Raw genomic sequence first — 21,563 nt, forward strand, 5'->3', positions numbered from 1 at the left:
GCGGCGCTACTTTTCAGCGCCCGATAGGGGAAGGTCTATCGAACAATCCGGATCGCTTCGAGCCAAAGGGACTCGTTGTTCCTCACGAACTGGGTCACGGTGTTCCAGTGGTCACCGTGGCCAGTCGTGAACATCGTCCCCCACGGTTCGATTCCCCCGGCATGGGAATTTTTGAGCAGTTCGTACATAGCCGTTGTCCGTTGCCACATCGTGGAGGGCAGCGCTGCCCGGAGCTCTTCGTCGGCGTTGTAGCCGTCAATGAAGGCTGCCAGTGCTTGTGCAGCCATAAGCGGGTCAGCCGATGCGTCGTTTAGTGTGAATGACTGCGCGGCGTATGCGAGATCCCATAGGCGTGTACTTGGTGCGGCCGCATCCCAGTCGATGAATACCCATCGGTCTCCGATGAGGAGATTCCACGGGGCCAGATCGTTGTGGCAGATCAGGTCGGCTCCGGGTGCCGGAATGTGTGTGATCCAGGTTGAGCCGAAGTCCGGCTCGTAGGCCGCACTGGCATCATGGATAGCGCGCACTAGGTGACCTACCCGGGTAAGTTCTGAGAGCGACAATGGTCCAGCGTCCATGGCAAGGCGACCAGGGACAAACTCTGTCACTTGCCGCCCCTGGGAGTCTTGTTCATAGACGGCAGGCACATCAACGCCCGCGTTGCGCACAGCTTTCATGTACGCGAGCACATTCGGAGTGGCTGCCGTCCACGGTTTACGTACCGTGGAGCCAACGCGCACCACGCCATCGGTGGCGTTGCCTCCATCCAGGTGAACCTCTTCCATCCCACAAGACTAGCGCTCACGCCTTGGCGCTCCGCAGAGGGACGCTCCACGGGGACGCCCCTCAAGCCGGTCCTCTATAGGAGCGCCCGTAAGAGGAACCTCCTTAGGGCATTTGAAGAGATGCGCCTAGCCCGGGTGTTTCATGATGGGCCACGTCATTAACGGCCTATAGGCAATAAGAGGTGTCGCGAAACTTGATTCTACCCCGGGTTTCCGGGGCAGAATCAAGTTGCTTTTGGATGTTGTTCCAATAGGCGTGACCCTTAATAGAAAAAACACCCACCTATGTAGTATCTGCCAAAGTCCCCAAAAGAAGAACGGGAAACGCAACGGCAAGCAACGCTGGCGGTGCACCAACTGCAACGCGTCCACCACCCACAACCGGCCAGATGTCACTGCCCGCAACCAACTATCAAGCTTCATCACCTGGCTGATGGGCAAGCTCACCCAAGCAGAACATGCCGGCGGAACCGGAAGAACCTTCCGCCACCAAACCAAGTGGTGCTGGAACGTGCACCCTTATCTGAACCGCACCGGCGAAGTATTCGACGAGATCCAAGTTGACGGGATCTATCTGCGCAAAGGCTGGTGCCTGCTGATCGCCATCGCCCATGGGAAAGTCATCAGCTGGCAATGGTGCGATCACGAGAAAGCAGCTGCATGGACCGCTTTGCTGCAGCATTTGCCTGAACCCCGAGTGATCGTCACCGACGGCGGCTCAGGACTGATGAAAGCGTTGAAAACGCTCTGGCCTGAGGTGAAGGTCCAGCGGTGCCTGGTGCATATCCAACGCAACGTGCGCACCTACCTGACCTTGAATCCGCGGTTGGCCGCGGGTAAGTCCTTGCGCCGGTTGAGCCTGGAACTGACGCGGATCCGCACCCGTGAAGCCGCTGCAGAATGGATGGCCGCGTTTGCCAATTGGCATGCCGAAAACCGCGAGCTGCTCAATGAACGCACCTACGCCGCTCACTGGGCTGGACCGTTGCCGAAGTGGCATCGCAAGTCCCGGCCTTGGTGGTACACGCATGAGCGGCTGCGCAAGGCATACGAATCCATGAACAAGGCAATGAAGCGTGGGCACCTGTTCACGTACCTCGATCCGGACTTGGAAGGATTGGGCATCAGTGCGACGACGAACATGATCGAAGGAGCGATTAATTCCGGGATTCGGGAGATGATCCGCAACCATCGCGGGATGCCGATTGAGCATCGCCGGCGCGCATGCGAGTGGTTCTGCTGGACGCATTCCCAGAAGAGCTCAAGACCCACGTTGCCGACACTGATCAAGGCAACTAAAGCATTCGAGCAACGACAGTTGGAAGCAGCGGTTCAAGCAGCAGAAGAGCCGTTGGGGCCCGAGCTTTACGGGACCGCTGCAGTCGCTGAGGAAGGCTTGTATTCCAGGGCCGGCTGGGCTGGACGAACCTACTAGAACTAGGGGCTAGATCAAGGTTTGGCCCGGGTGACACACCCGGGCCAGACACCAATTATTGCCTATAGCCCTCATTAACTGTCATTAAAGACGAAAGAGTGATCTGAACTGGGAAAATAAAGGTGTCTAAGCCAAAATTCCATGAGTTCAAGGATCACTCTTTCAATGAACAATCATACCGGCCTTTACCCCCAGCTCCCAACCATGACCACCTCCCAGAATCTGGTGTCCCACGCAGGACTGTCCACGCTGACCGGCCTGCTCAACACCCTCGGGTTCCGTCAACTGGCCGAGGACCGGCTCAGCCAGTTCGTCCCCGCCACCGCGACCCACCGGCCAGGGAAGATGATCAGCGACCTGGTGTTGATGCTCGCCTCTGGCGGGGAACACGTGACCGATACCGATCAGCTACGCACCACTCCAGGCGTGTTCGGGCAGGTTGCCTCCGAGGCGACGTTCAGCCGCTTCTTCACCCGCCTCGCCGAGCATCCCGGCGCGTTCGACTACGCCTTCGCGACCATGCAAAGGGAGGTTCGCTCCCGGCTCTGGGCTGCCGCAGGAAAGCGTAGCCCCGCCGTCCGGGCGACCCGCACCCATCCTCTTATTGTGGATATTGATGCGTCGTTGGTGCATGTGCACTCGGATAAGGAAGGTGCCAAGGGCACTTATAAGCGCGGGTACGGCTTCGCTCCGATGATCGCCATGGCCGATTACGGCCAGGGCCACGGCACTGGCGAGGTGCTGGCGGTGAGGATGCGCCCCGGCAATAAGGGAGCCAACAGCGCGGCGGACCATATCAGCATCCTCACCGAGGCGCTGGCTCAGCTGCCCGATGATTTCTATGACCAAAACGGGTGTCTGATCGGTGAGAAGATTCTGGTCCGCACCGATAGTGCTGGTGCGTCCCGCGAGTTTTTGCACCACCTGGATGCCCTGGGTTTGCAGTTCTCCACTTCGTACGCGCTGCCGGTGGTCAATGAGCGGTTCATCGGGTGGATCAATGAGAAGAAGTATTGGGAGCCGGCGCTGACCGCCACCGGCGAGCAGCGTGAGGATGCGTGGGTGATCGACGCGACCAAGATCTTGGGGTTGAGGGATTATCCGCCGGGCACCAGGATCTATTTGCGGGCCGAGCCCCTGCATCCCGGGGCGAAGGCCAGCTTATTCGACACGGACGGGAATCGGGTGACTGCGTTTTTGACCAATGCTCCGCGGTTTGATCCGGCGTTCCTGGACGTGCGGCATCGGGCGCGGGGCCGTTGCGAGAATCGGATCAAGTCGCTGAAGGCTGCCGGGTTGGGCAAGCTGCCGTTCTTCGCGTTCGGTGCGAACCAGGCCTGGGCGAACCTGGCGATGTTCGCCTTGAACCTGGTGATATGGCTGCAACTGGCCGTGCTGCCAGCCGAGCACATAGCTGGGTGCTGGGACTTGAAGAGGTGGCGGTACCGCGTCTGGTCGCTGGCGGGGAAGCTGGTCACCGGCAGCCGCCAGCCGCGGCTCCTGGTCAACCAGGACGCGCCGGAAGCGGGGTTGGTGCTGCTGTTGCAGGAGCGGATCAGCCTGTTGGCTGGTCAGTGGCGGAATGGGCACTTGGCGGCCTGAGCCGCTGGTTCCTGGTTCTTGATTCCTTCAACAGCAATGCTTTTCGGCGGGTGGTGGCCGGCACGTGCGCCAGTGGTTGGCGCTCTTCGTCGTGCCCAGGAATGGGGAAACCCACCAGTGCGTGGCTTAGGCCGTGCGTTGGTGGGTTTCCGGGCCGTCATGAAAAAGTTGGGTTAGATGGGCAACCTGACCTCGTTGGTGAACCAGTCCTGCAATTGCGTGACCCACGAACCCCACAGGCCGGTGGCCATCAGGAGTCCCAGCAGTATTAACATGCCGCCGCCGAAGCGCATGATCGCCAGCTGGTGCCGGCGGAAGAACTTCATGGTGCCCATTCCGCGGCGCAGACCAAGTGCGATGAAAACAAACGGCAGGCCCAAGCCCATGCAGTAGAAGAACGTCAACAAGGCGCCCTTGGCGGGGTTGGGATCAATGCCTGTGCTCATCGCCAGGACTGCCGCCAGCGTGGGCCCAATGCACGGTGCCCAGCCCAGGCCGAAGGTGACACCGAGAACCGGGGCACCCCAGAGTCCTGCGGGCGGTTTGCGGTGGATCTTCGCATCGCGTTGCATGAACGAGAAACCGCCCATGAACACCACTCCCATGAGGATCACCAGCACGCCCAGGAGTTGGGTGACCCAAGAACCTTCGAATCTCATCCAGACGGCGATCTGTGAAAAGACCACGCCCGCCAGGACAAAGACGGCAGTGAAACCGAGGATGAACAGCCCAATGCCCGCGACCATGCGACCACGCTTCTGTTCGGCGAGGTCGGCGCCGGACAGGCCGGTGACGTAACCCAGGTAGCCAGGCACCAAGGGCAGCACGCACGGGGACAGGAAGGAGACCAGTCCCGCAAGGATGGCCACGGGGACCGCGAGGATCAGCGAACCGTCCTGCACAATCTCTGCAAACTGGTTGCCCCCCTGTGCAGGAATTGCGAGGGAAGCAACGAGCGATGAAAGCATCACAGGGCCTCGGTGAGGGCGGTATCGATCAGGGCCTTGAGCGTACTTTTTTCTGCAGCACCCAGAATGCGTGCCGCGACCCTGCCCTGCCTATCCAGCACCAGGGTGGTGGGCACCGCTTGCAACGGAACGTACTGGGTCATGGCCAGCTGGATCGCGCCCTGGGTGTCCTGCACCGAGGGGTAGGTGATGCCGAAGGTGCGCTCGAACGCCTCGGCGGCCTCCTTTTCGTCGCGCACATTGATGCCAATGAACTCGACCTTGCCCTCATATTCGCTGCTGAGTTCCACCAAGTGCGGGGCCTCAATGCGGCACGGTGCACATGCCGCGTACCAGAAGTTCAGCACCGTTGCCTGGCCCACCCAGGTGGCCGAATCAATGGTGGTTCCGTCGTAGGCCACCGCGCTGATCTTGACCGGTGCGGTGCGGGATTCCGGACCGTATTCCTCCACCGAGCCATCGCCGGCTATGTAGTTCTTGTTGTTTCCCTCCCGCGCCTGCTTGGCCAGGGAGTCCTCGCCACCGGAGCATGCGGCCAAGGGCAGTGCGGCGGCGGCCAGGGCAGCGACTCGCAGGAAGGTGCGGCGTCCCGCATGCTTCAAGGGGGACGGAAGGGGATCGGTCATGATTTCTAGCTCCTGGGATGTTCGCAGCGTTGGCCAAGAGGTCCACGCTGGGTATATACATTGCGGACTGCGAGGCGGGTTCCGGTGTTACCGGCACCGTCCCCACCGTGGATTGCTGGGGTTATTTGGTAATCTGTTCCAGTTCGGTTTCGGGGTTCGGGGATTGCGGTGACGAAAGCGTGCCGGCCCTGTTCTTGCCGGAGGTGGACTTGTTAGAGTCCAAAGGCCCCTCCCTCGACGAGGATGAACACCCCGAGGCCGATGAGGACGATCGGGAACAGGACGTGCTCCCAGCGTTCCAGGACCTCGGCAATCGGCCGGCGCGTGGCAATGAACTTGGCCAGCACCACGAGAACTGCAACCAGTGCGAGGAAGGCGATGCAGTATGCCACCACGGCGGTCGGTCCCACGCTGAGGAAAACCGGAACATAGACCCCGATGTTGTCCCCGCCGTTGGCGAAGGTGACAGCCGCGACAGTCAATACCCCCACGTTCTTGCCAGCGACTTTGGCATCATCGTCGTCGTCGGCTGCCCGCCAGGCTCGCCATGCCGCCCACAGGCCGAGGAACAGGGGGATGAGGCCGAAGTAGGGGATCGCCTGGGGAGGGAGGAATACCCCCGCGCCTAGCGCCACGAGGACGGCCGTAGCGAGGATTCCGCCAAAGCCGAGATACTGGCCCGCCAGGATCCGGGCCGTTGTCCCGCGCTGTCCGGCACCGCGGGCGAAGAACAATGAGAGCACGATGATGTCGTCGATGTTGGTGGCCATGAACAGGCCGATGGCCTGCAGGATGGAGGGGATGAGATCCATGGTGTCCTTTCAGGGTGGGGGATCGGTGGCGCCGCCTGGCTCCGGTGGCGCCACCGGTATTTTGTCCGCGCTGCGCCGGATTGCGGCAGGGCGAGTCGGACGGACTATCCGGGATTTTCTTCCGGTTGGCGCCTGAACGCCCCGAGGACCATCAAGGCGGCACCCGCGGTGACAAGGACGTCTGCGAGGTTGAAGGTGGGGAACCATCCGCTGTGCAGGAAGTCCACGACCCCGCGCCCGTCCAGCCGGTCAATGAAGTTCCCCAGTGCGCCGCCGAGCAACAGGGCCGCGCCCGTGCGGGAGAGCCCGGTCATGACCGGTTCGGAGGCCAGCAGGAACCAGGACAGGGCCGCGATAATCAGCCCGGTCGCGGCCGCGACTGTCCAGGGCGGGAGGGATGCGCCGAGGCTGAAGGCCACCCCGGTGTTGTAAAACAGCCTGATGTCCAGCGGCCCCAGGCCCAGGGACTCGCCCACGGTCAGGTTTCTCTCCGCCACCCACTTCGAGACAAGGTCGGTGGCGGCGAGCAACGCCGCCCCGCCCAGCATCACGGTCCGGGACCGGGACCGGAAGTGGCCGGACCGCCCTCCTGTGGTCCGCTCGGCTGCCGCGCTCATGCCGCAGGCTCCAACACGGGGCCGGGCTGCCGGGCGTCAAGCTGGTTTTTCCGTGCTATCCGTCCGGCACGCACGCCGTTGGCGATGACAAGGATCTCGGCCAGCTCGTGGATCAGGACCACGGCAGCCAACCCGAGGATCCCGAACAAGGCAAGCGGGATCAGGAGGGCGATCAACAGCAGGGACAGCCCGACGTTTTGCAGCATGATGCGGCGGGTCCGCCGGGCGTGGTCCAGCACCTGGGGCAGGTGGTTCAGGTCCTCGCCCATCAGTGCGACATCGGCGGTCTCGATGGCGACGTCGGTGCCCATGGCACCCATGGCGATGCCGGTGTCGGCCGTGGCCAGGGCAGGGGCGTCGTTGACGCCGTCACCGACCATAGCGGTGGGCCGGTTCGCCTTGAGCCGGCGGATGATGTCCGCCTTGTCCTCGGGGCGCAGATCGGCGTGGACCTCGGTGATGCCGGCGTCCTTCCCCAGGGCGTTGGCGGTGATGGTGTTGTCGCCGGTGAGCATCACTGTCGTGTAGCCGGACCGGGTAAGCCGGGCGATGACTTCGCGGGCTTCGGGGCGAAGCTCGTCGCGGACCGCCACGGCTCCCACTACCTGGCCGTCCTGTTCAATCAGCACCGCCGTGGCACCGGCCCGTTGCATGCGCTCCACATCAGCGGCCAGTTCACCAGGTTCGATCCACCCCGGGCGGCCCAGGCGCACCCTTTGGCCCTTGAGCAGGCCTTCCAGTCCGGCTCCGGGGACCGTGTCCACGTCGGTGACGTTGGCCCGGTCCGGGGTCGCGGCGAGGATGGCGCGCGCCAGCGGGTGCTCGCTGCGTTCTTCGAGTCCGGCGGCCAGCGCCAGCACCTGCGCCCGGGTCGCCGAGCCGGCCGTGGCGACGTCGATGACGGCCGGTTGGTTGCGGGTGAGCGTGCCGGTCTTGTCCAAGGCGATGGTGCGGATCCTGCCCAGGGTTTCAAGCGCGCCGCCGCCCTTGATCAGCACGCCAATGCGGCTGGCCGCACCGACGGAGGCCACGACGGTGACGGGCACGGAGATCGCCAACGCGCAGGGCGAGGCGGCGACCAGCACCACCAGGGCGCGTTCGAACCAGAGCACCGGTTCCCCCACGATGAACCCGAAGACGATGATCAGGCCCGCGACGATGAGGATACCCGGGACCAGTCTTTTGGCGATGGAGTCGGCCAGGCGCTGGCCGGGGCCCTTGCGGGACTGTTCGGCCTCCACGATGTGCACGATGCGCGCCAGCGAGTTGTTCTCCGCGGTGCTGGTGACCTCGACCTCCAGCGGGCCGGTGCCATTGATGGAACCGGCCCAAACCTCGGTTCCCGGACCGGCTTCGACCGGCACCGATTCGCCGGTCAACGCCGAGGTGTCCAGGGAGGTGCGCCCGGTGACGATCCTGCCATCCGTGGCGAGCCGTTCCCCCGGGCGCACGACCATCCGATCCCCGGGGACGAGTTCTGCCGGGGATACGGTGAGCTGCGCGCCGTGGCGCAGCACCGTTGCCTCGGCCGGGACGAGGTCCAACAGGGCGCGCAGACCCCGCCGGGTCTTGGCGAGGGAATATTCCTCCAGGCCTTCGGAGATGGCATAGAGGAAGGCGAGCATCGCCGCTTCCTCTATCTGTCCCAGCAGCACCGCGCCCACCGCGGCGATCGTCATCAGCGTGCCGACGCCGATCTTGCCCTTGGCCAAGCGTCGCAGCGTGGAGGGAACGAAAGTCCAGGCCGCGACCAGCAGCGCGATGATTTCCAGCGGCAAGGTCAACCACTGCGGGCCCCCGACCAGGGAAATGATCCAGCCTGCCAGCAGCAGCACCCCGGACACGGCGGCGGCTCGCACCTCTCTCACCTGCCAGAAGCCCTCCGCTTCCGCTTCGCCAGTTCCGTCGGTGGGCGTCGTTTCGTCGCTGCAACCACAGGCGTCGCTCATCGGGCATTCTCCTTCGCGATGTCGTTTTCTCTGGCGGCGGTGCCATAGGTTGGGCACAGGCTCACCGCGTTGCCGGTTGCGGCGAGAAGAACTTCGGCCTGGGCCAGCATGTCCATGAGCTCGGGCCGCGTCAGCGAGTAGTGAACACTGCGGCCCTCTGCGCGGCCCTCAACGAGTCCGCAGTCCCGCAGGCAGGCCACGTGCGTGGACACCGTCGATTGGGCCAGCCCCAGCTCATGGGTTAGCTGGCTGACCCTCACCTCGCCATGCGCCATCCGCTTGACGATGGCGAGACGGGCTGGATCGCCCAGGGAATGGAACAGGGCGGCTGCCGGGTCAAGCCCCTTGCAGCCGTCCTCACCTCTATATTCAATCGTCATGTATCGATCATATCGTAAATTACGATATGTGGAGTTTGATGCACGCAGTGGAGGCTCCAGAGCGCGCCCCTGACCTCTATTGCCAGGAGCGTCGGGGATCGAGATAGCGCAGTCGCCGCCAGCCCTGCAAGGCAATTGCCCGGGGGTGCCCCTATGTATAAAGTCAAGCGATTTTCAGTTCCGGAACATCATAGAGTGAGCCATCCCGGATCATCGCAAACAGGACCGTCAGTCGACGGTGCGCCAACGCGATGAGCGCCTGGTTATGGCGTTTACCTTGAGCTCGTTTCCGGTCGTAATATTCCCGGCTGGCTGGATCGAAACGGATGGACGCGAACGCCGAAAGGAAGAGCGCACGTTTCAATCGTTTATTGCCTGAATGACTGACTCGCTCAGACTTGATCGAAGTCCCTGACTGACGCGTGGTCGGTGCCAAACCAGCGTAGGAAGACAACGCTGCGGCGCTGGTGAAGGTCTTGCCGGAGATCTCGGCGATGATGATCGCGGCGGTCCTGACAGCGACCCCGGGCATGGAAGTCAGGACCGGGTAAAGAGGGTGGGCCTCCACCATGGTTTCAAGATGTGCAGCAACATCAGCTCGCTGTGCGTGCAAGGAAATCATTTGTCGTGCTAGGTGAGGGATGACCAAGCCTGCGGCGTCGGTGCCGACCACGATGACGCTCTGTTCATCCAAGGCGTCGATGACGGTTGAAGCCCAGGCGGTGTGCCGGCGAGCTCCGTATTTCTTCAGCTTCGCATCGATCCTGGCTTTGCCGGCATGCCTCAGCGCGGCTGGGGTGGGCCAGGCCGCGAGGACTTCCAGCACCGCGTCGTGTTCCAGCCATGGACCAAGGACACGTTCTAGTGGCGGGTGGATTTGGGTGAAGAGACCGCGGATCCTGTTGCTGGTTTGGGTGATCTGCCGGGCTAAATCAAGATCAAATCCGGTGAGCATGCCCAAAGTGGCTTCATCCTCGTCCGAAACCTGGATGCTGCGCAGCGTGTGCGGCATGGTGCGCGCCGCATCCGCGATAATGAAAGTGTCTTTCTCATCGGTTTTCGCTGTGCCGGGATACATGTCTGCGATACGCCGCATCGAAAGTCCGGGCAGGTAGGCCACAGGAATACCAAGGTGCTGAGCAACCGCGACGGCCAGGGCGCCGATGGTGGCTGGCTGGTCCACGACGACCAGCACGGTGCCTTTGGCACTGAGCTCTTGGTAGACCTTAGTCAGTTTGGCTTCGTCGTTGGGCAGGGTCTTGTTCCAGACTTTGGTGCCGTCCTTGGTGACGGCACAGGCCCAGTGGTCGGTTTTCCCTACGTCGACTCCGAGGAAGATATCGATGTCCGTGGTGATCATGGCTAGTGCTCCTTTGAACTAGTTTCTGTTCAAGGTCGACCAACCCTCGGTAGCGAAGTCTTACATCCACGTTATGACAGGCGTCCAATTTCTTGGCGCCGCGCCCCTAATCAGCAATCACCACGCTGCCCTCCCAACCTCGGTGGCAACACCCCCCGGATCATTGGTTGGACAGGGGCAGGACACCATGCCGAGATTGGTCGGCCGACAGCTCCTATGTTCCTCGGTGTTTAGGAGCTGTCAACAACATAACGGGTGAAGGCATTCGGCATAGTTGGGCCGAATGCTATATGCCCAGTGAAGTGCCTTTCAAGCGACCCCGGAAATGGATCACTATACATTGGATCATGTACCATGGTGTTTGATGAAAAGCGCAACCCCCACGCATACCTCGGCCTTGACGCAGTTGGGGCACGCCTTGTCAGACGGGATCCGCACCCGGATCCTGTTGGCCCTGCGTGACGCCCCCGCGAGGCCCTCTGACCTGGCCACAGAGCTGGGCGTCTCCCGGCAGTCGATGTCGAACCAACTCACCTGCCTGCGCGGATGCGGACTGGTGGCGGTCCAGCCGGAGGGCCGCAACACCTGGTACCGGTTGGCCGACCCACGGCTCGGATCGGCCTTGGGGGATCTGCTGGAACTCGTCCTCACCGTAGACCCGGATTGCTGCACCCCCGAAGGATGCACCTGCCGGTAATGGGACCGCCGATCATCAGGGAACTGCATTCCCCCTTGCCGCGCTGCATGGAAGATCCGCGCCCGGCTGCGACCATCCCACCCCAAACTCCCCACCCGTCCGGCCTGCCCTGTTGCATGCCGACTACAGAACGGAACACCACGTGAGCACCCCCATCCCTCCCAGCACCCGCTCCCCGAAGAAGCCCAAGATCGTGGTCTGGATCCTGCTGGCGACCGCCATTGTCGCGGGCGTCATCGGCTACGTCATTACCCAGGGAAACTCCAAGGCCGCTTCCCCCCAAGCCACCGACGCCGCCCAACAACAGGTCGTGCGGGAGAACAGTCGGGTGCTTTCGCAGGCGCCGGATGAGAAGGCGGTCCTGGTGGAGTTCCTGGACTTCGAGTGCGAGGCCTGCGGTGCGGCCTACCCGTTCGTCGAGGAGCTGCGCGCCGAGTACTCGGAGAACGTCACGTTCGTCCAGCGGTACTTCCCGCTGCCCGGACACCTGAATTCCATGAACGCCGCCGTGGCCGTGGAGTCCGCGGCGCAGCAGGACGCCTACGAGGAGATGTACAAGAAGATGTTCGACACCCAGGCCCAATGGGGCGAATCCGCCGACAACAAGAGCGCCCTGTTCCGCACCTATGCCGAAGACCTGGGACTGGACATGGCCGCCTACGACGCCGCCGTCGCCAACCCCGCCACCGAGGAACGCGTGAAGCTCGACGTCAACGACGGCAAGGCCCTGGGCGTCACCGGAACCCCGACATTCTTCCTCGACGGAAAGATGCTCACGGTGCAGAGCCTGGATGAGTTCAGGGCCGCCGTCGCAGCGACGGCCGCCAACTGATCCGCTGCCTCCATGCCAAGGAAAGACGCCATGAGCACACCGGCCACCGCTGATCCCGTAGCCGGCCCCCGGGACCCGGCGATCCGGGTGCCCCACTTCGCCCGCCCGCGCACGTTCGGCCTCGTGCTGCTGGTCACCGGGGCCGTGGCCTGGGTTGCCTCGGCCATCCTCGTCCTAGAACGCCTGGCCCTGTATGAGAACCCGGGCCACATCACCAGCTGCGACGTGAACCCCTGGGTTTCCTGCGGGCGGGTCATGGGAACCTGGCAGTCGGAACTCTTCGGCTTCCCCAACCCGTTGATCGGCATCGTCGCCTTCGCCCTTATCCTGGCCACCGCCATGATGGTGCTCTCCGGAGCCGCCCCCGGGCGCTGGTACTGGACCGGGCTACAAGCCGGGGTGAGCCTGGGAATGGTGTTCGTCATCTGGCTTTGGAGCCAGGCCCTCTTTGAGATCTACATCCTGTGCTTGTACTGCATGGTGGTGTGGGCGGCGATGATCCCCTTGTTTATCTTGCTCACGGTCCGCAACCTCGTACACGGCGTCATTCCCGCGCCCCGGGCCGTGGTCAGGTTCGCGGCCGAGTGGGCGGGAACGCTCGTGGCCATCGTCTACGTCTTGGTCGCAGGGTCGGTCTTTCTGCGATTCCTTCCCGCTTTCGTCGGCTGACCGGTCACCCAAGCAACAGGGGCCGTCAACCGCATTTTCTACCGACCCATGGAGAGTCAAGAGATGTCCGTCGAATTAAACTCCGTTGTGTCGTGCCCGTCGTGCGGCGTAGCCACTGCCGTTCAGATGCCGACCGACGCATGCCAGTTTTTCTGGGTATGCCCCGGCTGCGGGGAACGTCTGCGCCCAGAGGTGGGGGACTGCTGCGTTTTCTGCTCCTATGGGACGGTTCTCTGCCCACCCAAACAGCAGGAACGGGGGGCTGCGGCAAACGAGGCTTGAAGACGTTACCCGTGAAAACTCTCAGATCAAGTGACAGACTACTTTCGTGGTCCAGAGAAAATTTACAGCTTTTCCGTGGGCAAGACGATTCAGTAGGGGTTGTGAACTTCATCCTCTCGGCATTTATGCTGTTCATTTTCAAGAATCCTGCATTGAGCTGAAACTCAAAGTCGTATCGCTGGGAACCGTCCCGTAAGCCGGTCGTCATACGGGACATACGTGTTCTTGACTGGGCTAATTTTTGAAACTCCGAGTTTTCAAACATTTCAGATTCCCATATACCCCGCCCGAGAAAATGCCCGGTGAAGGTGCCTTATGCGGGACATGGGAAATGAGCGAAAGGCGCCACATCGGTTCTGGGGAAGGAAACTTCTGTTGTTGCTCGATCGTGCGCTGGCGCTCGTGCGCTATTCGTGGGAAATGTTGATTCTTGGACACTCTCTTTTACGGAGACTAGCCCTCTGGTCATTTGGCCTGAAGCCCCGGTCCTGATGAAAACGCCCGCCAGGCTGTTGCCTGTTTCCACTGTTTGGAAGTTGCATTGCCGACGGTCGACTAGCCCAACTTTTTCATGACGGCCCGGAAACCCACCAACGCACGGCCTAAGCCACGCACTGGTGGGTTTCCCCATTCCTGGGCACGACGAAGAGCGCCAACCACTGGCGCACGTGCCGGCCACCACCCGCCGAAAAGCATTGCTGTTGAAGGAATCAAGAACCAGGAACCAGCGGCTCAGGCCGCCAAGTGCCCATTCCGCCACTGACCAGCCAACAGGCTGATCCGCTCCTGCAACAGCAGCACCAACCCCGCTTCCGGCGCGTCCTGGTTGACCAGGAGCCGCGGCTGGCGGCTGCCGGTGACCAGCTTCCCCGCCAGCGACCAGACGCGGTACCGCCACCTCTTCAAGTCCCAGCACCCAGCTATGTGCTCGGCTGGCAGCACGGCCAGTTGCAGCCATATCACCAGGTTCAAGGCGAACATCGCCAGGTTCGCCCAGGCCTGGTTCGCACCGAACGCGAAGAACGGCAGCTTGCCCAACCCGGCAGCCTTCAGCGACTTGATCCGATTCTCGCAACGGCCCCGCGCCCGATGCCGCACGTCCAGGAACGCCGGATCAAACCGCGGAGCATTGGTCAAAAACGCAGTCACCCGATTCCCGTCCGTGTCGAATAAGCTGGCCTTCGCCCCGGGATGCAGGGGCTCGGCCCGCAAATAGATCCTGGTGCCCGGCGGATAATCCCTCAACCCCAAGATCTTGGTCGCGTCGATCACCCACGCATCCTCACGCTGCTCGCCGGTGGCGGTCAGCGCCGGCTCCCAATACTTCTTCTCATTGATCCACCCGATGAACCGCTCATTGACCACCGGCAGCGCGTACGAAGTGGAGAACTGCAAACCCAGGGCATCCAGGTGGTGCAAAAACTCGCGGGACGCACCAGCACTATCGGTGCGGACCAGAATCTTCTCACCGATCAGACACCCGTTTTGGTCATAGAAATCATCGGGCAGCTGAGCCAGCGCCTCGGTGAGGATGCTGATATGGTCCGCCGCGCTGTTGGCTCCCTTATTGCCGGGGCGCATCCTCACCGCCAGCACCTCGCCAGTGCCGTGGCCCTGGCCGTAATCGGCCATGGCGATCATCGGAGCGAAGCCGTACCCGCGCTTATAAGTGCCCTTGGCACCTTCCTTATCCGAGTGCACATGCACCAACGACGCATCAATATCCACAATAAGAGGATGGGTGCGGGTCGCCCGGACGGCGGGGCTACGCTTTCCTGCGGCAGCCCAGAGCCGGGAGCGAACCTCCCTTTGCATGGTCGCGAAGGCGTAGTCGAACGCGCCGGGATGCTCGGCGAGGCGGGTGAAGAAGCGGCTGAACGTCGCCTCGGAGGCAACCTGCCCGAACACGCCTGGAGTGGTGCGTAGCTGATCGGTATCGGTCACGTGTTCCCCGCCAGAGGCGAGCATCAACACCAGGTCGCTGATCATCTTCCCTGGCCGGTGGGTCGCGGTGGCGGGGACGAACTGGCTGAGCCGGTCCTCGGCCAGTTGACGGAACCCGAGGGTGTTGAGCAGGCCGGTCAGCGTGGACAGTCCTGCGTGGGACACCAGATTCTGGGAGGTGGTCATGGTTGGGAGCTGGGGGTAAAGGCCGGTATGATTGTTCATTGAAAGAGTGATCCTTGAACTCATGGAATTTTGGCTTAGACACCTTTATTTTCCCAGTTCAGATCACTCTTTCGTCTTTAATGACAGTTAATGACGTGGCCCATCATGAAACACCCGGGCTAGCCGGTATATGCCAACAGCCGAGGCTATGAACGAAATAGATTAAAGAGGGTTCCGATTGTTCGGCAATTCACTGCCAGAGTAGCCAGCCACTTGCCTTCGCAGGGCTTGGAAAGTGAAACGAAGCAGCGAACTGGCCGGCTTGCAGAACCTGAATTCCAAGGGAGGCCGTCGGTACGGAGCCGGAGACCGTCAGCCGCACGGTCTAGAACAAAATTGATGCAAGGCCTGCTGAGCGAGAGCTTTGCTGTTCAAGGTGCAGCAGTCGGAGAGAGCGCGTGTTGCGCGATCAAGCGAGCTTGGTAGCCGCGAATTGGGAACAGTTGGAACCGTGTTGCCCGAGGTGCTGAATCAGTTGATGACCAAGCGTTTCACGGTGCTCCTGATCGCTTCGATGACATCAATGATGGTAATTCGATGCAAGTGTTCGGCTCTCAATAAAAGGTCGATTTGTCTCCCTGAATTCAATCCCTTGATTGGTCGTAAAGTCACCGTTTCATCCAAAGTCTTTCGTGCAGTGAAGCGCGGGAGGATTCCTAGGCAACCACTGGCTTCAACCAAGGCGCCGGCGGTGGCGTAATCGTTGACCCGGTGCTCGATCCGCGGGGCTTTACCGGCTAGTGCGGCGATGGTTTCCAGAACGTCGGCCGGTGAGAATCCTGAGCGGGAAACGACCCAGGGCTCGTCAATCACCTGCTCGGGGGAGAGCTCCTCGAATTTGGCCAGTAGATGATCTCGGTGGATCGCCACGTCCAGCGGTTCGAAAGCCAGAGGTATAACACTGATTCGGTCTTCGGGCCATGGGGCCGTGTGCGGCATCCGGTGCGCCAGCACCAAATCGTACGTCGAGGTCAGCGCCGGAAAATCCTGCTGCGAGACATCTTCGTCGGAAAAGCGCAGCGGGGGCAATTGGCCTTCCGGGTAGGTTAGCAACGGGGCGAAAATGGTCTGCCCAATGGAATGGAATCCCGCGATGCGAATGGGTGTGTCCCGCTCTTGATTCTGGGTGCGGATCCTCGCCGACACCTCGGCCAGGGTCGAAGCGACTGACGCCGCGGCCGAGGCCAACAGTTTTCCCTCGGTGGTCAGGACCAGCCTGCGTCCGTCCTTCTGTGTCAGTGGCACAGGGAAATTGCGTTGCAGTTGCGCCAAATGCTGCGAGACCGCCGAGGGCGAGACAAAAAGGGCCTTCGCCACGGCGTTGACGCTGCCCAAATCCGCGAGTTCACGCAGAATCCTCAACTGATGTAATTCCATGAAGTAAATACTAAATCGTTGGATCAGTAAATCAGTGATCTTCTAAGGTGTTGTCCCGTGCTGTCGGGTGCGACACTTGAAGCAACCCCAAGTCTGCCGTGCGCGCATCCAAGTGCCCGATCCTAAGGAACCAGCATGAAAGCACTGTACAAGTCCGGTCCACATGCAGGACTCGAACTCGTAGATCGTCCAGAACCGGAGACTAGTGCCCACGAGGTCAAGATCCGTGTCATGACCGCGGGTATCTGCGGCACCGATCTGCATATCGAAGCCTTCGACGACGCCGCCAAGGCCATGATCAACACCCCGCTGGTTCCGGGCCATGAGTTCTACGGCGAAGTCGTGGAAATCGGCGATTTCGTGCACGGGGTCAAGGTTGGCGACCGTGTTTCCGGTGAAGGCCACGTCGTGTGCGGCCTGTGCCGCAACTGCCGCGCCGGACGCAAGCAGATGTGCATCAATGTCGACTCGGTCGGCGTGCAGCGCGACGGCGCCTTCGCAGAATTCGTCGTCATTCCCGAAAGCAATGTCTACATCCACCGCGATGAGCGTATCACCCCGCTGCTCGGCGCGATCTTCGATCCGTTCGGCAATGCCGTGCACACCGCACTGCAGTTCCCCATGGTTGGCGAAGACGTGCTGATTACCGGTGCTGGCCCTATCGGCCTGATGGCCGCGGCAGTGGCCCGCCACGTAGGTGCACGCAACATCGCCATCACCGATGTTTCCGAGCAGCGCTTGGAACTGGCAAAGACCATGGGCATCGACCTGGCCGTGAATGTAGCGGACACGCGTATCAAGGAAGCCCAGCAGAAGCTGGGCATGGTTGAAGGCTTCGACTACGGCATGGAAATGTCCGGCCACAAGACTGCCCTGCCGGAAATGATCGAGAACATGAACCATGGCGGCAAGATCTGCATGCTGGGCCTGCCAAGCGCCTCAATTGACATCAATTGGGGCAAGGTCGTCACCCACATGCTCACCCTGAAGGGCATCTATGGCCGCGAAATGTTCGAGACTTGGTACGCCATGAGCGCCATGCTGACCTCTTCAGAGGTCATGCGCGAACGCATTTCCTCGGTGGTCACCGACTTCCTTCCAGCTACCGAGTGGCAGCAGGGCTTTGAAACGGCCCGCAGCGGCCACGGCGGCAAGGTCGTGCTCGACTGGACCGTTTTCCCAGGCTAAGAATTTCCCGGATCAACAAGGAGTATTTGCAATGTACACGGATCTTAAAGACCAGCTTGCCGCCGAACTGGACGAGCTGAAGTCCTCCGGCCTGTTCAAGGCAGAACGCCACATCGACTCGGCCCAGTCCGCGTCCATCCTGGCCGGCTCGCTGGGTGACGATGCGCGCAAGGTCCTGAATTTCTGCGCCAACAATTACCTTGGCCTAGCTGACAACCAGCAGATCATCGATGCGGCCAAGAATGCCATGGATGAGCGCGGCTTCGGCATGGCCTCGGTCCGCTTCATCTGCGGCACCCAAGACCTGCACCTGGAATTGGAATCCAAGCTCTCCAAGTTCCTGGGCACCGAGGACACCATCTTGTTCTCCAGCTGCTTCGATGCCAACGGCGGCGTCTTCGAATCGCTGTTCGGCAAGGAAGACGCCATCATCTCCGATGCGCTGAACCACGCCTCGATCATCGACGGCATCCGCCTGTCCAAGGCCGCGCGCTTCCGCTACGCCAACCAGGACATGGTTGACCTGGAAACCCAGCTGCAGGCCGCCGCGCAGCTCAACGACGGGGCCGGTGCACGCCGCACCATCATTGTCACCGACGGCGTCTTCTCCATGGACGGCTACCTGGCACCGCTGGAAGCCATCTGCGATTTGGCCGACAAGTACAACGCGCTGGTCATGGTCGATGATTCCCATGCGGTAGGCTTCATGGGCGCCACCGGCGCCGGCACCCCCGAGCATGCAGGGGTCTCGGACCGCGTGGACATCTACACCGGCACCTTCGGCAAGGCCCTGGGTGGCGCCTCGGGCGGCTATGTTTCCGGCCGCGGCGAAATCGTCGCGATGCTGCGCCAGAAGGCCCGCCCGTACCTGTTCTCCAACTCGCTGGCCCCGTCGATTGTCGCCGCAACCCTCAAGGCGCTGGACCTCGTGGTGGATTCCGGGGACCTGCGGGAGAAGCTCTTCGAGAACGCCGCGCATTTCCGCCGCCGCATGACCGAAGAGGGCTTCGAGCTGCTCGACGGCGAGCACGCCATCATCCCTGTGATGTTCGGCGACGCGGTCAAGGCCGCAGAGGTGGCAGGCAAGATGCTGGAACAGGGCGTCTTCGTGACCGCCTTCAGCTTCCCGGTGGTGCCCAAGGGCGCCGCGCGCATCCGCGTGCAGCTCTCCGCCGCGCATTCGGCCGAGGACATCGAGGCTTGCGTGCAGGCCTTCGTTGCCAGCCGCTGACCAGCTCGGTTGGCCCGGCGGCGTGCTTCAATAGGGATGACGAATTGGCATAACCAAAGGCGGAGGACTCATGGCTACCAGGGATGATGTGGCGCGCTTGGCCGGTGTATCTCCCAGTACCGTGTCCTACGTGATCAGCGGCCGGCGCAGCATTTCCGAGGCGACCAAGGCCAGAGTCGTGGCGGCCATGCGGGAGCTGAACTACACCCCGGATGCCTTTGCCCAGGGCCTGGCCGGATCCCGCCGGGGGATCCTTGCCCTGCACTTTCCCACCAGCGTGGACGGCTATTCCTCCACCGAGTTCGAATACGTCACCGCCGCAATGGAGCGTGCCCGCGCGCTGGGCTACCACATGCTCTTATGGTCCAATCCGATGACCGATGTCATGGGATTGGAAAGCTTGGTCGGGCAGAAGCTGGTGGCCGGGGTGCTGCTGATGGAAGTATCGATCAATGACCCGCGCTTCGATGTCCTGCGGCGCGCGGGCATACCTTTCGCTTCCATTGGCCGTCCCGATGACAATGCCGACCTGTCCTATGTCGATAATGATTTCGCCGAGGCCGGGCGCATCGCGGTGGACTACCTGGCGAATCTCGGCCACCAATCCATCATGTATATCAACGTCTCCGTGGAAGACCAGGAGGCCGGTAACGGTCCGGCCATCCGCACGACCCGCGCCATCTCTGAAGCCGTGCGCCTCCGCGGCATGTCGATGCAGGAAGTCCCGGTGGAAAACAACGCGCGCGGCGGACGGACGGCGTTGGATGCCTACCGGGACCTGCACCCGCGCCCCACGGCGGTGCTGGCGCTCAAGGAATTCGCCACTGCCGGTTTCGTCAACGCCGCTGGCATGGCGTCGTTGCGCATCCCAGAAGACCTCTCGGTAATTGCATTGGGTGTCGGCGATCGCTCGGCCGAAATGGTAGCCCCGGCACTGACCACGGTCGCCCCACCGGGCGAGGCGGTCTCCCATGCGGCGGTGGACGCACTGGTGCAGAAAATCGAAGGCCGTTCCCAGGGTGCCATGCAGCAGCTTATCGCGCCGCTGATGACGGTCCGCGACAGCACCGGCCCGGCTCCGCGCTGAGCATCCCACGACAATCTCTGGACGATCTTCTTTCATAAATGTTGACGCGCGTCGATGATCTGCGTCACTATGGAGGGGATCACTCGTGCCAAGCTGGAACTTCCCGCAGGGTACAACTCAAAAGTGGAAGGCATCATGAAGAAAACAAAACGTGGGTTGAAGCTCGTTCCCGCTCTTTCCGTGGCCTCAATCGGTTTGCTGCTGGCCGGTTGCTCCGGGGGAGCAGATCCCAATGATCCCAATGCCCAAGGCGGGGAGACCCAGGTTGCCGAATCCGACGGCGTGGTGGATGTCTACGGACCAATCACTGGCACCGAAGCTGAGCTGCTCGAGAAGTCCTGGGCCGACTGGTCTGAAGAGAACGGCATCAAGATCCGCTACACCGGCGACAAGAACTTCGAATCCCAGTTGGGCATCAAGGTCCAGGGCGGAGATACGCCTGACCTAGCAGTCTTCCCTCAGCCAGGTTTGCTGGAAGCTACCGTAGCTTCGGGCAAGGTGCAGAAACTTCCTGAAGGCGCCCAAGCTGAAGTGGGGAAGAACTGGTCTGAGGACTGGCAGAACTACGGCAAGGTGGACGGCGTCCAGTATGGTGCTCCGCTGATGGCCAGCGTCAAGGGCTACATCTGGTATTCGCCCAAGCAGTTCGAGGAATGGGGCGTCAGCGTTCCCAAGACTTGGGACGAAATGACCGCGCTGGGAACCGAAATTACCAAGAAGACCGATGAGCCTGCCTGGTGTGCAGGATTTGCCTCGGGCGAAGCATCGGGTTGGCCAGGCACTGACTGGATTGAGGACGCTGTCCTGCGCCAGTCGGGCACCGAAGCCTATGACAAATGGGTGTCCGGAGAACTGGAATTCACCTCGCCAGAAATCACCAGCGCATTTGATTCAGTTGGCGAGATCTTGCTGGATCCAAAGCAGGTCAACGCAGGCTATGGAGATGTAAAGTCCATTAATGCCACCGCGTTTGGTGACATCGGCACCGCAGTTGCCAAGGGCACTTGCCCGCTGACCCACCAGGCTTCATTCCTCGAAGGCTTCATCCTTGATGCCGAGAACGCAGACGGTGAAACACCTACGGTAGCTCCTGACGGAGATGTCTGGGCATTCATCGCACCACAATTCAACGAGGGTGATCCAACTTCGGTTGTCGGCGGTGGCGAATTCGTCGCGGCCTTCTCGAACGACGAAGACACTGCGAAGGTGCAGGAATACCTGGCCAGTGCAGACTGGGCCAATAGCCGAGTTAAGCTCGGTGGCGTGATCTCGGCAAACTCCGGCCTTGATCCAGAAAATGCCAGCAGTGATCTGCTGCGCTCTGCGGTGGAACTGCTGCAGGATCCAAGCACCACTTTCCGTTTCGACGGATCTGACCTGATGCCAAAGAGCGTCGGTGCCGATTCCTTCTGGAAGGGAATTGTGGACTGGATCGATGGGAAGCCCACCAAGGAAGTTCTAGAGAACATCCAAGCCGGTTACGACTCTTAGTCA

20 protein-coding genes are annotated in these 21,563 nt (G+C 61.6%); 10 read left to right on the forward strand and 10 right to left on the reverse strand.

Features of this window, described 5'->3' with window-relative positions; all coding sequences use genetic code 11:
• Positions 1-35 precede the first annotated feature (35 nt).
• Positions 36-788, reverse strand: a complete 753-nt coding sequence (locus tag ACLQ8T_RS04100) for a phosphotransferase (RefSeq protein ID WP_413455774.1) — start codon at positions 786-788, stop codon at positions 36-38.
• A 235-nt stretch (positions 789-1,023) separates the two neighbouring features.
• Between ACLQ8T_RS04100 and ACLQ8T_RS04105 the strand changes: the two genes are divergently transcribed.
• Complete coding sequence (locus tag ACLQ8T_RS04105; protein WP_413455775.1) at positions 1,024-2,223, forward strand: IS1249 family transposase; 1,200 nt, start codon at positions 1,024-1,026, stop codon at positions 2,221-2,223.
• A gap of 165 nt (positions 2,224-2,388) precedes the next feature.
• Entirely contained in the window at positions 2,389-3,825 is a 1,437-nt protein-coding gene (locus ACLQ8T_RS04110; protein WP_413455087.1) for an IS1380 family transposase, read from the forward strand.
• A 173-nt stretch (positions 3,826-3,998) separates the two neighbouring features.
• On the opposite strand, the gene ACLQ8T_RS04115 is transcribed toward ACLQ8T_RS04110, so the two are convergent.
• The 7 genes from ACLQ8T_RS04115 to ACLQ8T_RS04145 all read right to left on the reverse strand — a co-directional run bounded on the left by ACLQ8T_RS04115 (position 3,999) and on the right by ACLQ8T_RS04145 (position 10,537).
• Positions 3,999-4,793, reverse strand: a complete 795-nt coding sequence (locus ACLQ8T_RS04115; protein WP_161448532.1) for a cytochrome c biogenesis CcdA family protein — start codon at positions 4,791-4,793, stop codon at positions 3,999-4,001.
• The gene (locus tag ACLQ8T_RS04120) at positions 4,793-5,419 is read right to left on the reverse strand and encodes a TlpA family protein disulfide reductase (protein ID WP_161448531.1); all 627 of its coding nucleotides are present in this window, start codon (positions 5,417-5,419) and stop codon (positions 4,793-4,795) included. Before ACLQ8T_RS04120 ends, ACLQ8T_RS04115 begins: the two co-directional genes overlap by 1 nt.
• Positions 5,420-5,631: 212 nt before the next feature.
• Positions 5,632-6,231: a cadmium resistance transporter gene (locus tag ACLQ8T_RS04125; RefSeq protein ID WP_204721071.1), complete on the reverse strand. Its 600-nt coding sequence runs from the start codon at positions 6,229-6,231 to the stop codon at positions 5,632-5,634.
• Between the two features lie 104 nt (positions 6,232-6,335).
• Positions 6,336-6,848: a signal peptidase II gene (gene lspA, locus ACLQ8T_RS04130; RefSeq protein WP_161448526.1), complete on the reverse strand. Its 513-nt coding sequence runs from the start codon at positions 6,846-6,848 to the stop codon at positions 6,336-6,338.
• Positions 6,845-8,797: a heavy metal translocating P-type ATPase gene (locus tag ACLQ8T_RS04135; protein ID WP_161448524.1), complete on the reverse strand. Its 1,953-nt coding sequence runs from the start codon at positions 8,795-8,797 to the stop codon at positions 6,845-6,847. Before ACLQ8T_RS04135 ends, lspA begins: the two co-directional genes overlap by 4 nt.
• Positions 8,794-9,177, reverse strand: coding sequence for an ArsR/SmtB family transcription factor (locus ACLQ8T_RS04140; RefSeq protein WP_161448522.1), 384 nt, complete (start codon positions 9,175-9,177; stop codon positions 8,794-8,796). The genes ACLQ8T_RS04135 and ACLQ8T_RS04140 overlap by 4 nt, the downstream gene beginning before the upstream one ends.
• A gap of 163 nt (positions 9,178-9,340) precedes the next feature.
• Positions 9,341-10,537 (reverse strand): IS110 family transposase, encoded by a 1,197-nt coding sequence (locus ACLQ8T_RS04145; protein WP_413455776.1) that lies wholly within the window; start codon positions 10,535-10,537, stop codon positions 9,341-9,343.
• 364 nt (positions 10,538-10,901) lie between these two features.
• Here ACLQ8T_RS04145 and ACLQ8T_RS04150 point away from each other — a divergent pair, with 364 nt between their 5' ends.
• From ACLQ8T_RS04150 to ACLQ8T_RS04165, 4 genes are all read left to right on the forward strand, one after another.
• Positions 10,902-11,234 (forward strand): ArsR/SmtB family transcription factor, encoded by a 333-nt coding sequence (locus ACLQ8T_RS04150; protein ID WP_413455777.1) that lies wholly within the window; start codon positions 10,902-10,904, stop codon positions 11,232-11,234.
• A 142-nt stretch (positions 11,235-11,376) separates the two neighbouring features.
• A complete protein-coding gene (locus tag ACLQ8T_RS04155) occupies positions 11,377-12,066 on the forward strand; it encodes a DsbA family protein (RefSeq protein WP_254590645.1) in 690 nt (229 codons plus the stop codon).
• Positions 12,067-12,096: 30 nt separating this feature from the next.
• Complete coding sequence (locus tag ACLQ8T_RS04160; RefSeq protein WP_204721077.1) at positions 12,097-12,735, forward strand: vitamin K epoxide reductase family protein; 639 nt, start codon at positions 12,097-12,099, stop codon at positions 12,733-12,735.
• A gap of 63 nt (positions 12,736-12,798) precedes the next feature.
• Entirely contained in the window at positions 12,799-13,017 is a 219-nt protein-coding gene (locus tag ACLQ8T_RS04165) for a GDCCVxC domain-containing (seleno)protein (RefSeq protein WP_302487517.1), read from the forward strand.
• A gap of 732 nt (positions 13,018-13,749) precedes the next feature.
• Here ACLQ8T_RS04165 and ACLQ8T_RS04170 read toward each other — a convergent pair.
• Together ACLQ8T_RS04170 and ACLQ8T_RS04175 are read right to left on the reverse strand one after the other, a co-directional pair.
• Positions 13,750-15,186, reverse strand: a complete 1,437-nt coding sequence (locus tag ACLQ8T_RS04170; RefSeq protein WP_413455087.1) for an IS1380 family transposase — start codon at positions 15,184-15,186, stop codon at positions 13,750-13,752.
• Positions 15,187-15,657: 471 nt separating this feature from the next.
• Complete coding sequence (locus ACLQ8T_RS04175; RefSeq protein ID WP_413455778.1) at positions 15,658-16,563, reverse strand: LysR family transcriptional regulator; 906 nt, start codon at positions 16,561-16,563, stop codon at positions 15,658-15,660.
• Between the two features lie 135 nt (positions 16,564-16,698).
• On the opposite strand from ACLQ8T_RS04175, the gene tdh reads away from it, so the two are divergent.
• The 4 genes from tdh (at position 16,699) to ACLQ8T_RS04195 (ending at position 21,560) form a co-directional block, all read left to right on the forward strand.
• Positions 16,699-17,751, forward strand: coding sequence for an L-threonine 3-dehydrogenase (gene tdh, locus ACLQ8T_RS04180; RefSeq protein ID WP_413455779.1), 1,053 nt, complete (start codon positions 16,699-16,701; stop codon positions 17,749-17,751).
• Between the two features lie 31 nt (positions 17,752-17,782).
• Positions 17,783-18,982 (forward strand): glycine C-acetyltransferase, encoded by a 1,200-nt coding sequence (locus tag ACLQ8T_RS04185; protein ID WP_204721083.1) that lies wholly within the window; start codon positions 17,783-17,785, stop codon positions 18,980-18,982.
• A 70-nt stretch (positions 18,983-19,052) separates the two neighbouring features.
• Positions 19,053-20,069 (forward strand): LacI family DNA-binding transcriptional regulator, encoded by a 1,017-nt coding sequence (locus ACLQ8T_RS04190; protein ID WP_204721085.1) that lies wholly within the window; start codon positions 19,053-19,055, stop codon positions 20,067-20,069.
• Positions 20,070-20,204: 135 nt separating this feature from the next.
• Positions 20,205-21,560, forward strand: coding sequence for an ABC transporter substrate-binding protein (locus tag ACLQ8T_RS04195; RefSeq protein ID WP_413455780.1), 1,356 nt, complete (start codon positions 20,205-20,207; stop codon positions 21,558-21,560).
• Positions 21,561-21,563 lie beyond the last annotated feature (3 nt).

The organism is Glutamicibacter sp. FR1, assembly GCF_047300825.1.
Lineage (GTDB): Bacteria > Actinomycetota > Actinomycetes > Actinomycetales > Micrococcaceae > Glutamicibacter > Glutamicibacter nicotianae.

What these genes read in the sequence shown, in the direction of transcription:
- ACLQ8T_RS04100 (WP_413455774.1), bottom strand. Translation starts at nt 788, where the DNA reads ATGGAAGAGGTTCACCTGGATGGAGGCAACGCCACCGATGGCGTGGTG.
- ACLQ8T_RS04110 (WP_413455087.1), top strand. Translation starts at nt 2,389, where the DNA reads ATGAACAATCATACCGGCCTTTACCCCCAGCTCCCAACCATGACCACC.
- ACLQ8T_RS04115 (WP_161448532.1), bottom strand. Translation starts at nt 4,793, where the DNA reads ATGCTTTCATCGCTCGTTGCTTCCCTCGCAATTCCTGCACAGGGGGGC.
- ACLQ8T_RS04120 (WP_161448531.1), bottom strand. Translation starts at nt 5,419, where the DNA reads ATGACCGATCCCCTTCCGTCCCCCTTGAAGCATGCGGGACGCCGCACC.
- ACLQ8T_RS04125 (WP_204721071.1), bottom strand. Translation starts at nt 6,231, where the DNA reads ATGGATCTCATCCCCTCCATCCTGCAGGCCATCGGCCTGTTCATGGCC.
- lspA (WP_161448526.1), bottom strand. Translation starts at nt 6,848, where the DNA reads ATGAGCGCGGCAGCCGAGCGGACCACAGGAGGGCGGTCCGGCCACTTC.
- ACLQ8T_RS04135 (WP_161448524.1), bottom strand. Translation starts at nt 8,797, where the DNA reads ATGAGCGACGCCTGTGGTTGCAGCGACGAAACGACGCCCACCGACGGA.
- ACLQ8T_RS04140 (WP_161448522.1), bottom strand. Translation starts at nt 9,177, where the DNA reads ATGACGATTGAATATAGAGGTGAGGACGGCTGCAAGGGGCTTGACCCG.
- ACLQ8T_RS04145 (WP_413455776.1), bottom strand. Translation starts at nt 10,537, where the DNA reads ATGATCACCACGGACATCGATATCTTCCTCGGAGTCGACGTAGGGAAA.
- ACLQ8T_RS04150 (WP_413455777.1), top strand. Translation starts at nt 10,902, where the DNA reads ATGAAAAGCGCAACCCCCACGCATACCTCGGCCTTGACGCAGTTGGGG.
- ACLQ8T_RS04160 (WP_204721077.1), top strand. Translation starts at nt 12,097, where the DNA reads ATGAGCACACCGGCCACCGCTGATCCCGTAGCCGGCCCCCGGGACCCG.
- ACLQ8T_RS04165 (WP_302487517.1), top strand. Translation starts at nt 12,799, where the DNA reads ATGTCCGTCGAATTAAACTCCGTTGTGTCGTGCCCGTCGTGCGGCGTA.
- ACLQ8T_RS04170 (WP_413455087.1), bottom strand. Translation starts at nt 15,186, where the DNA reads ATGAACAATCATACCGGCCTTTACCCCCAGCTCCCAACCATGACCACC.
- ACLQ8T_RS04175 (WP_413455778.1), bottom strand. Translation starts at nt 16,563, where the DNA reads ATGGAATTACATCAGTTGAGGATTCTGCGTGAACTCGCGGATTTGGGC.
- tdh (WP_413455779.1), top strand. Translation starts at nt 16,699, where the DNA reads ATGAAAGCACTGTACAAGTCCGGTCCACATGCAGGACTCGAACTCGTA.
- ACLQ8T_RS04185 (WP_204721083.1), top strand. Translation starts at nt 17,783, where the DNA reads ATGTACACGGATCTTAAAGACCAGCTTGCCGCCGAACTGGACGAGCTG.
- ACLQ8T_RS04190 (WP_204721085.1), top strand. Translation starts at nt 19,053, where the DNA reads ATGGCTACCAGGGATGATGTGGCGCGCTTGGCCGGTGTATCTCCCAGT.
- ACLQ8T_RS04195 (WP_413455780.1), top strand. Translation starts at nt 20,205, where the DNA reads ATGAAGAAAACAAAACGTGGGTTGAAGCTCGTTCCCGCTCTTTCCGTG.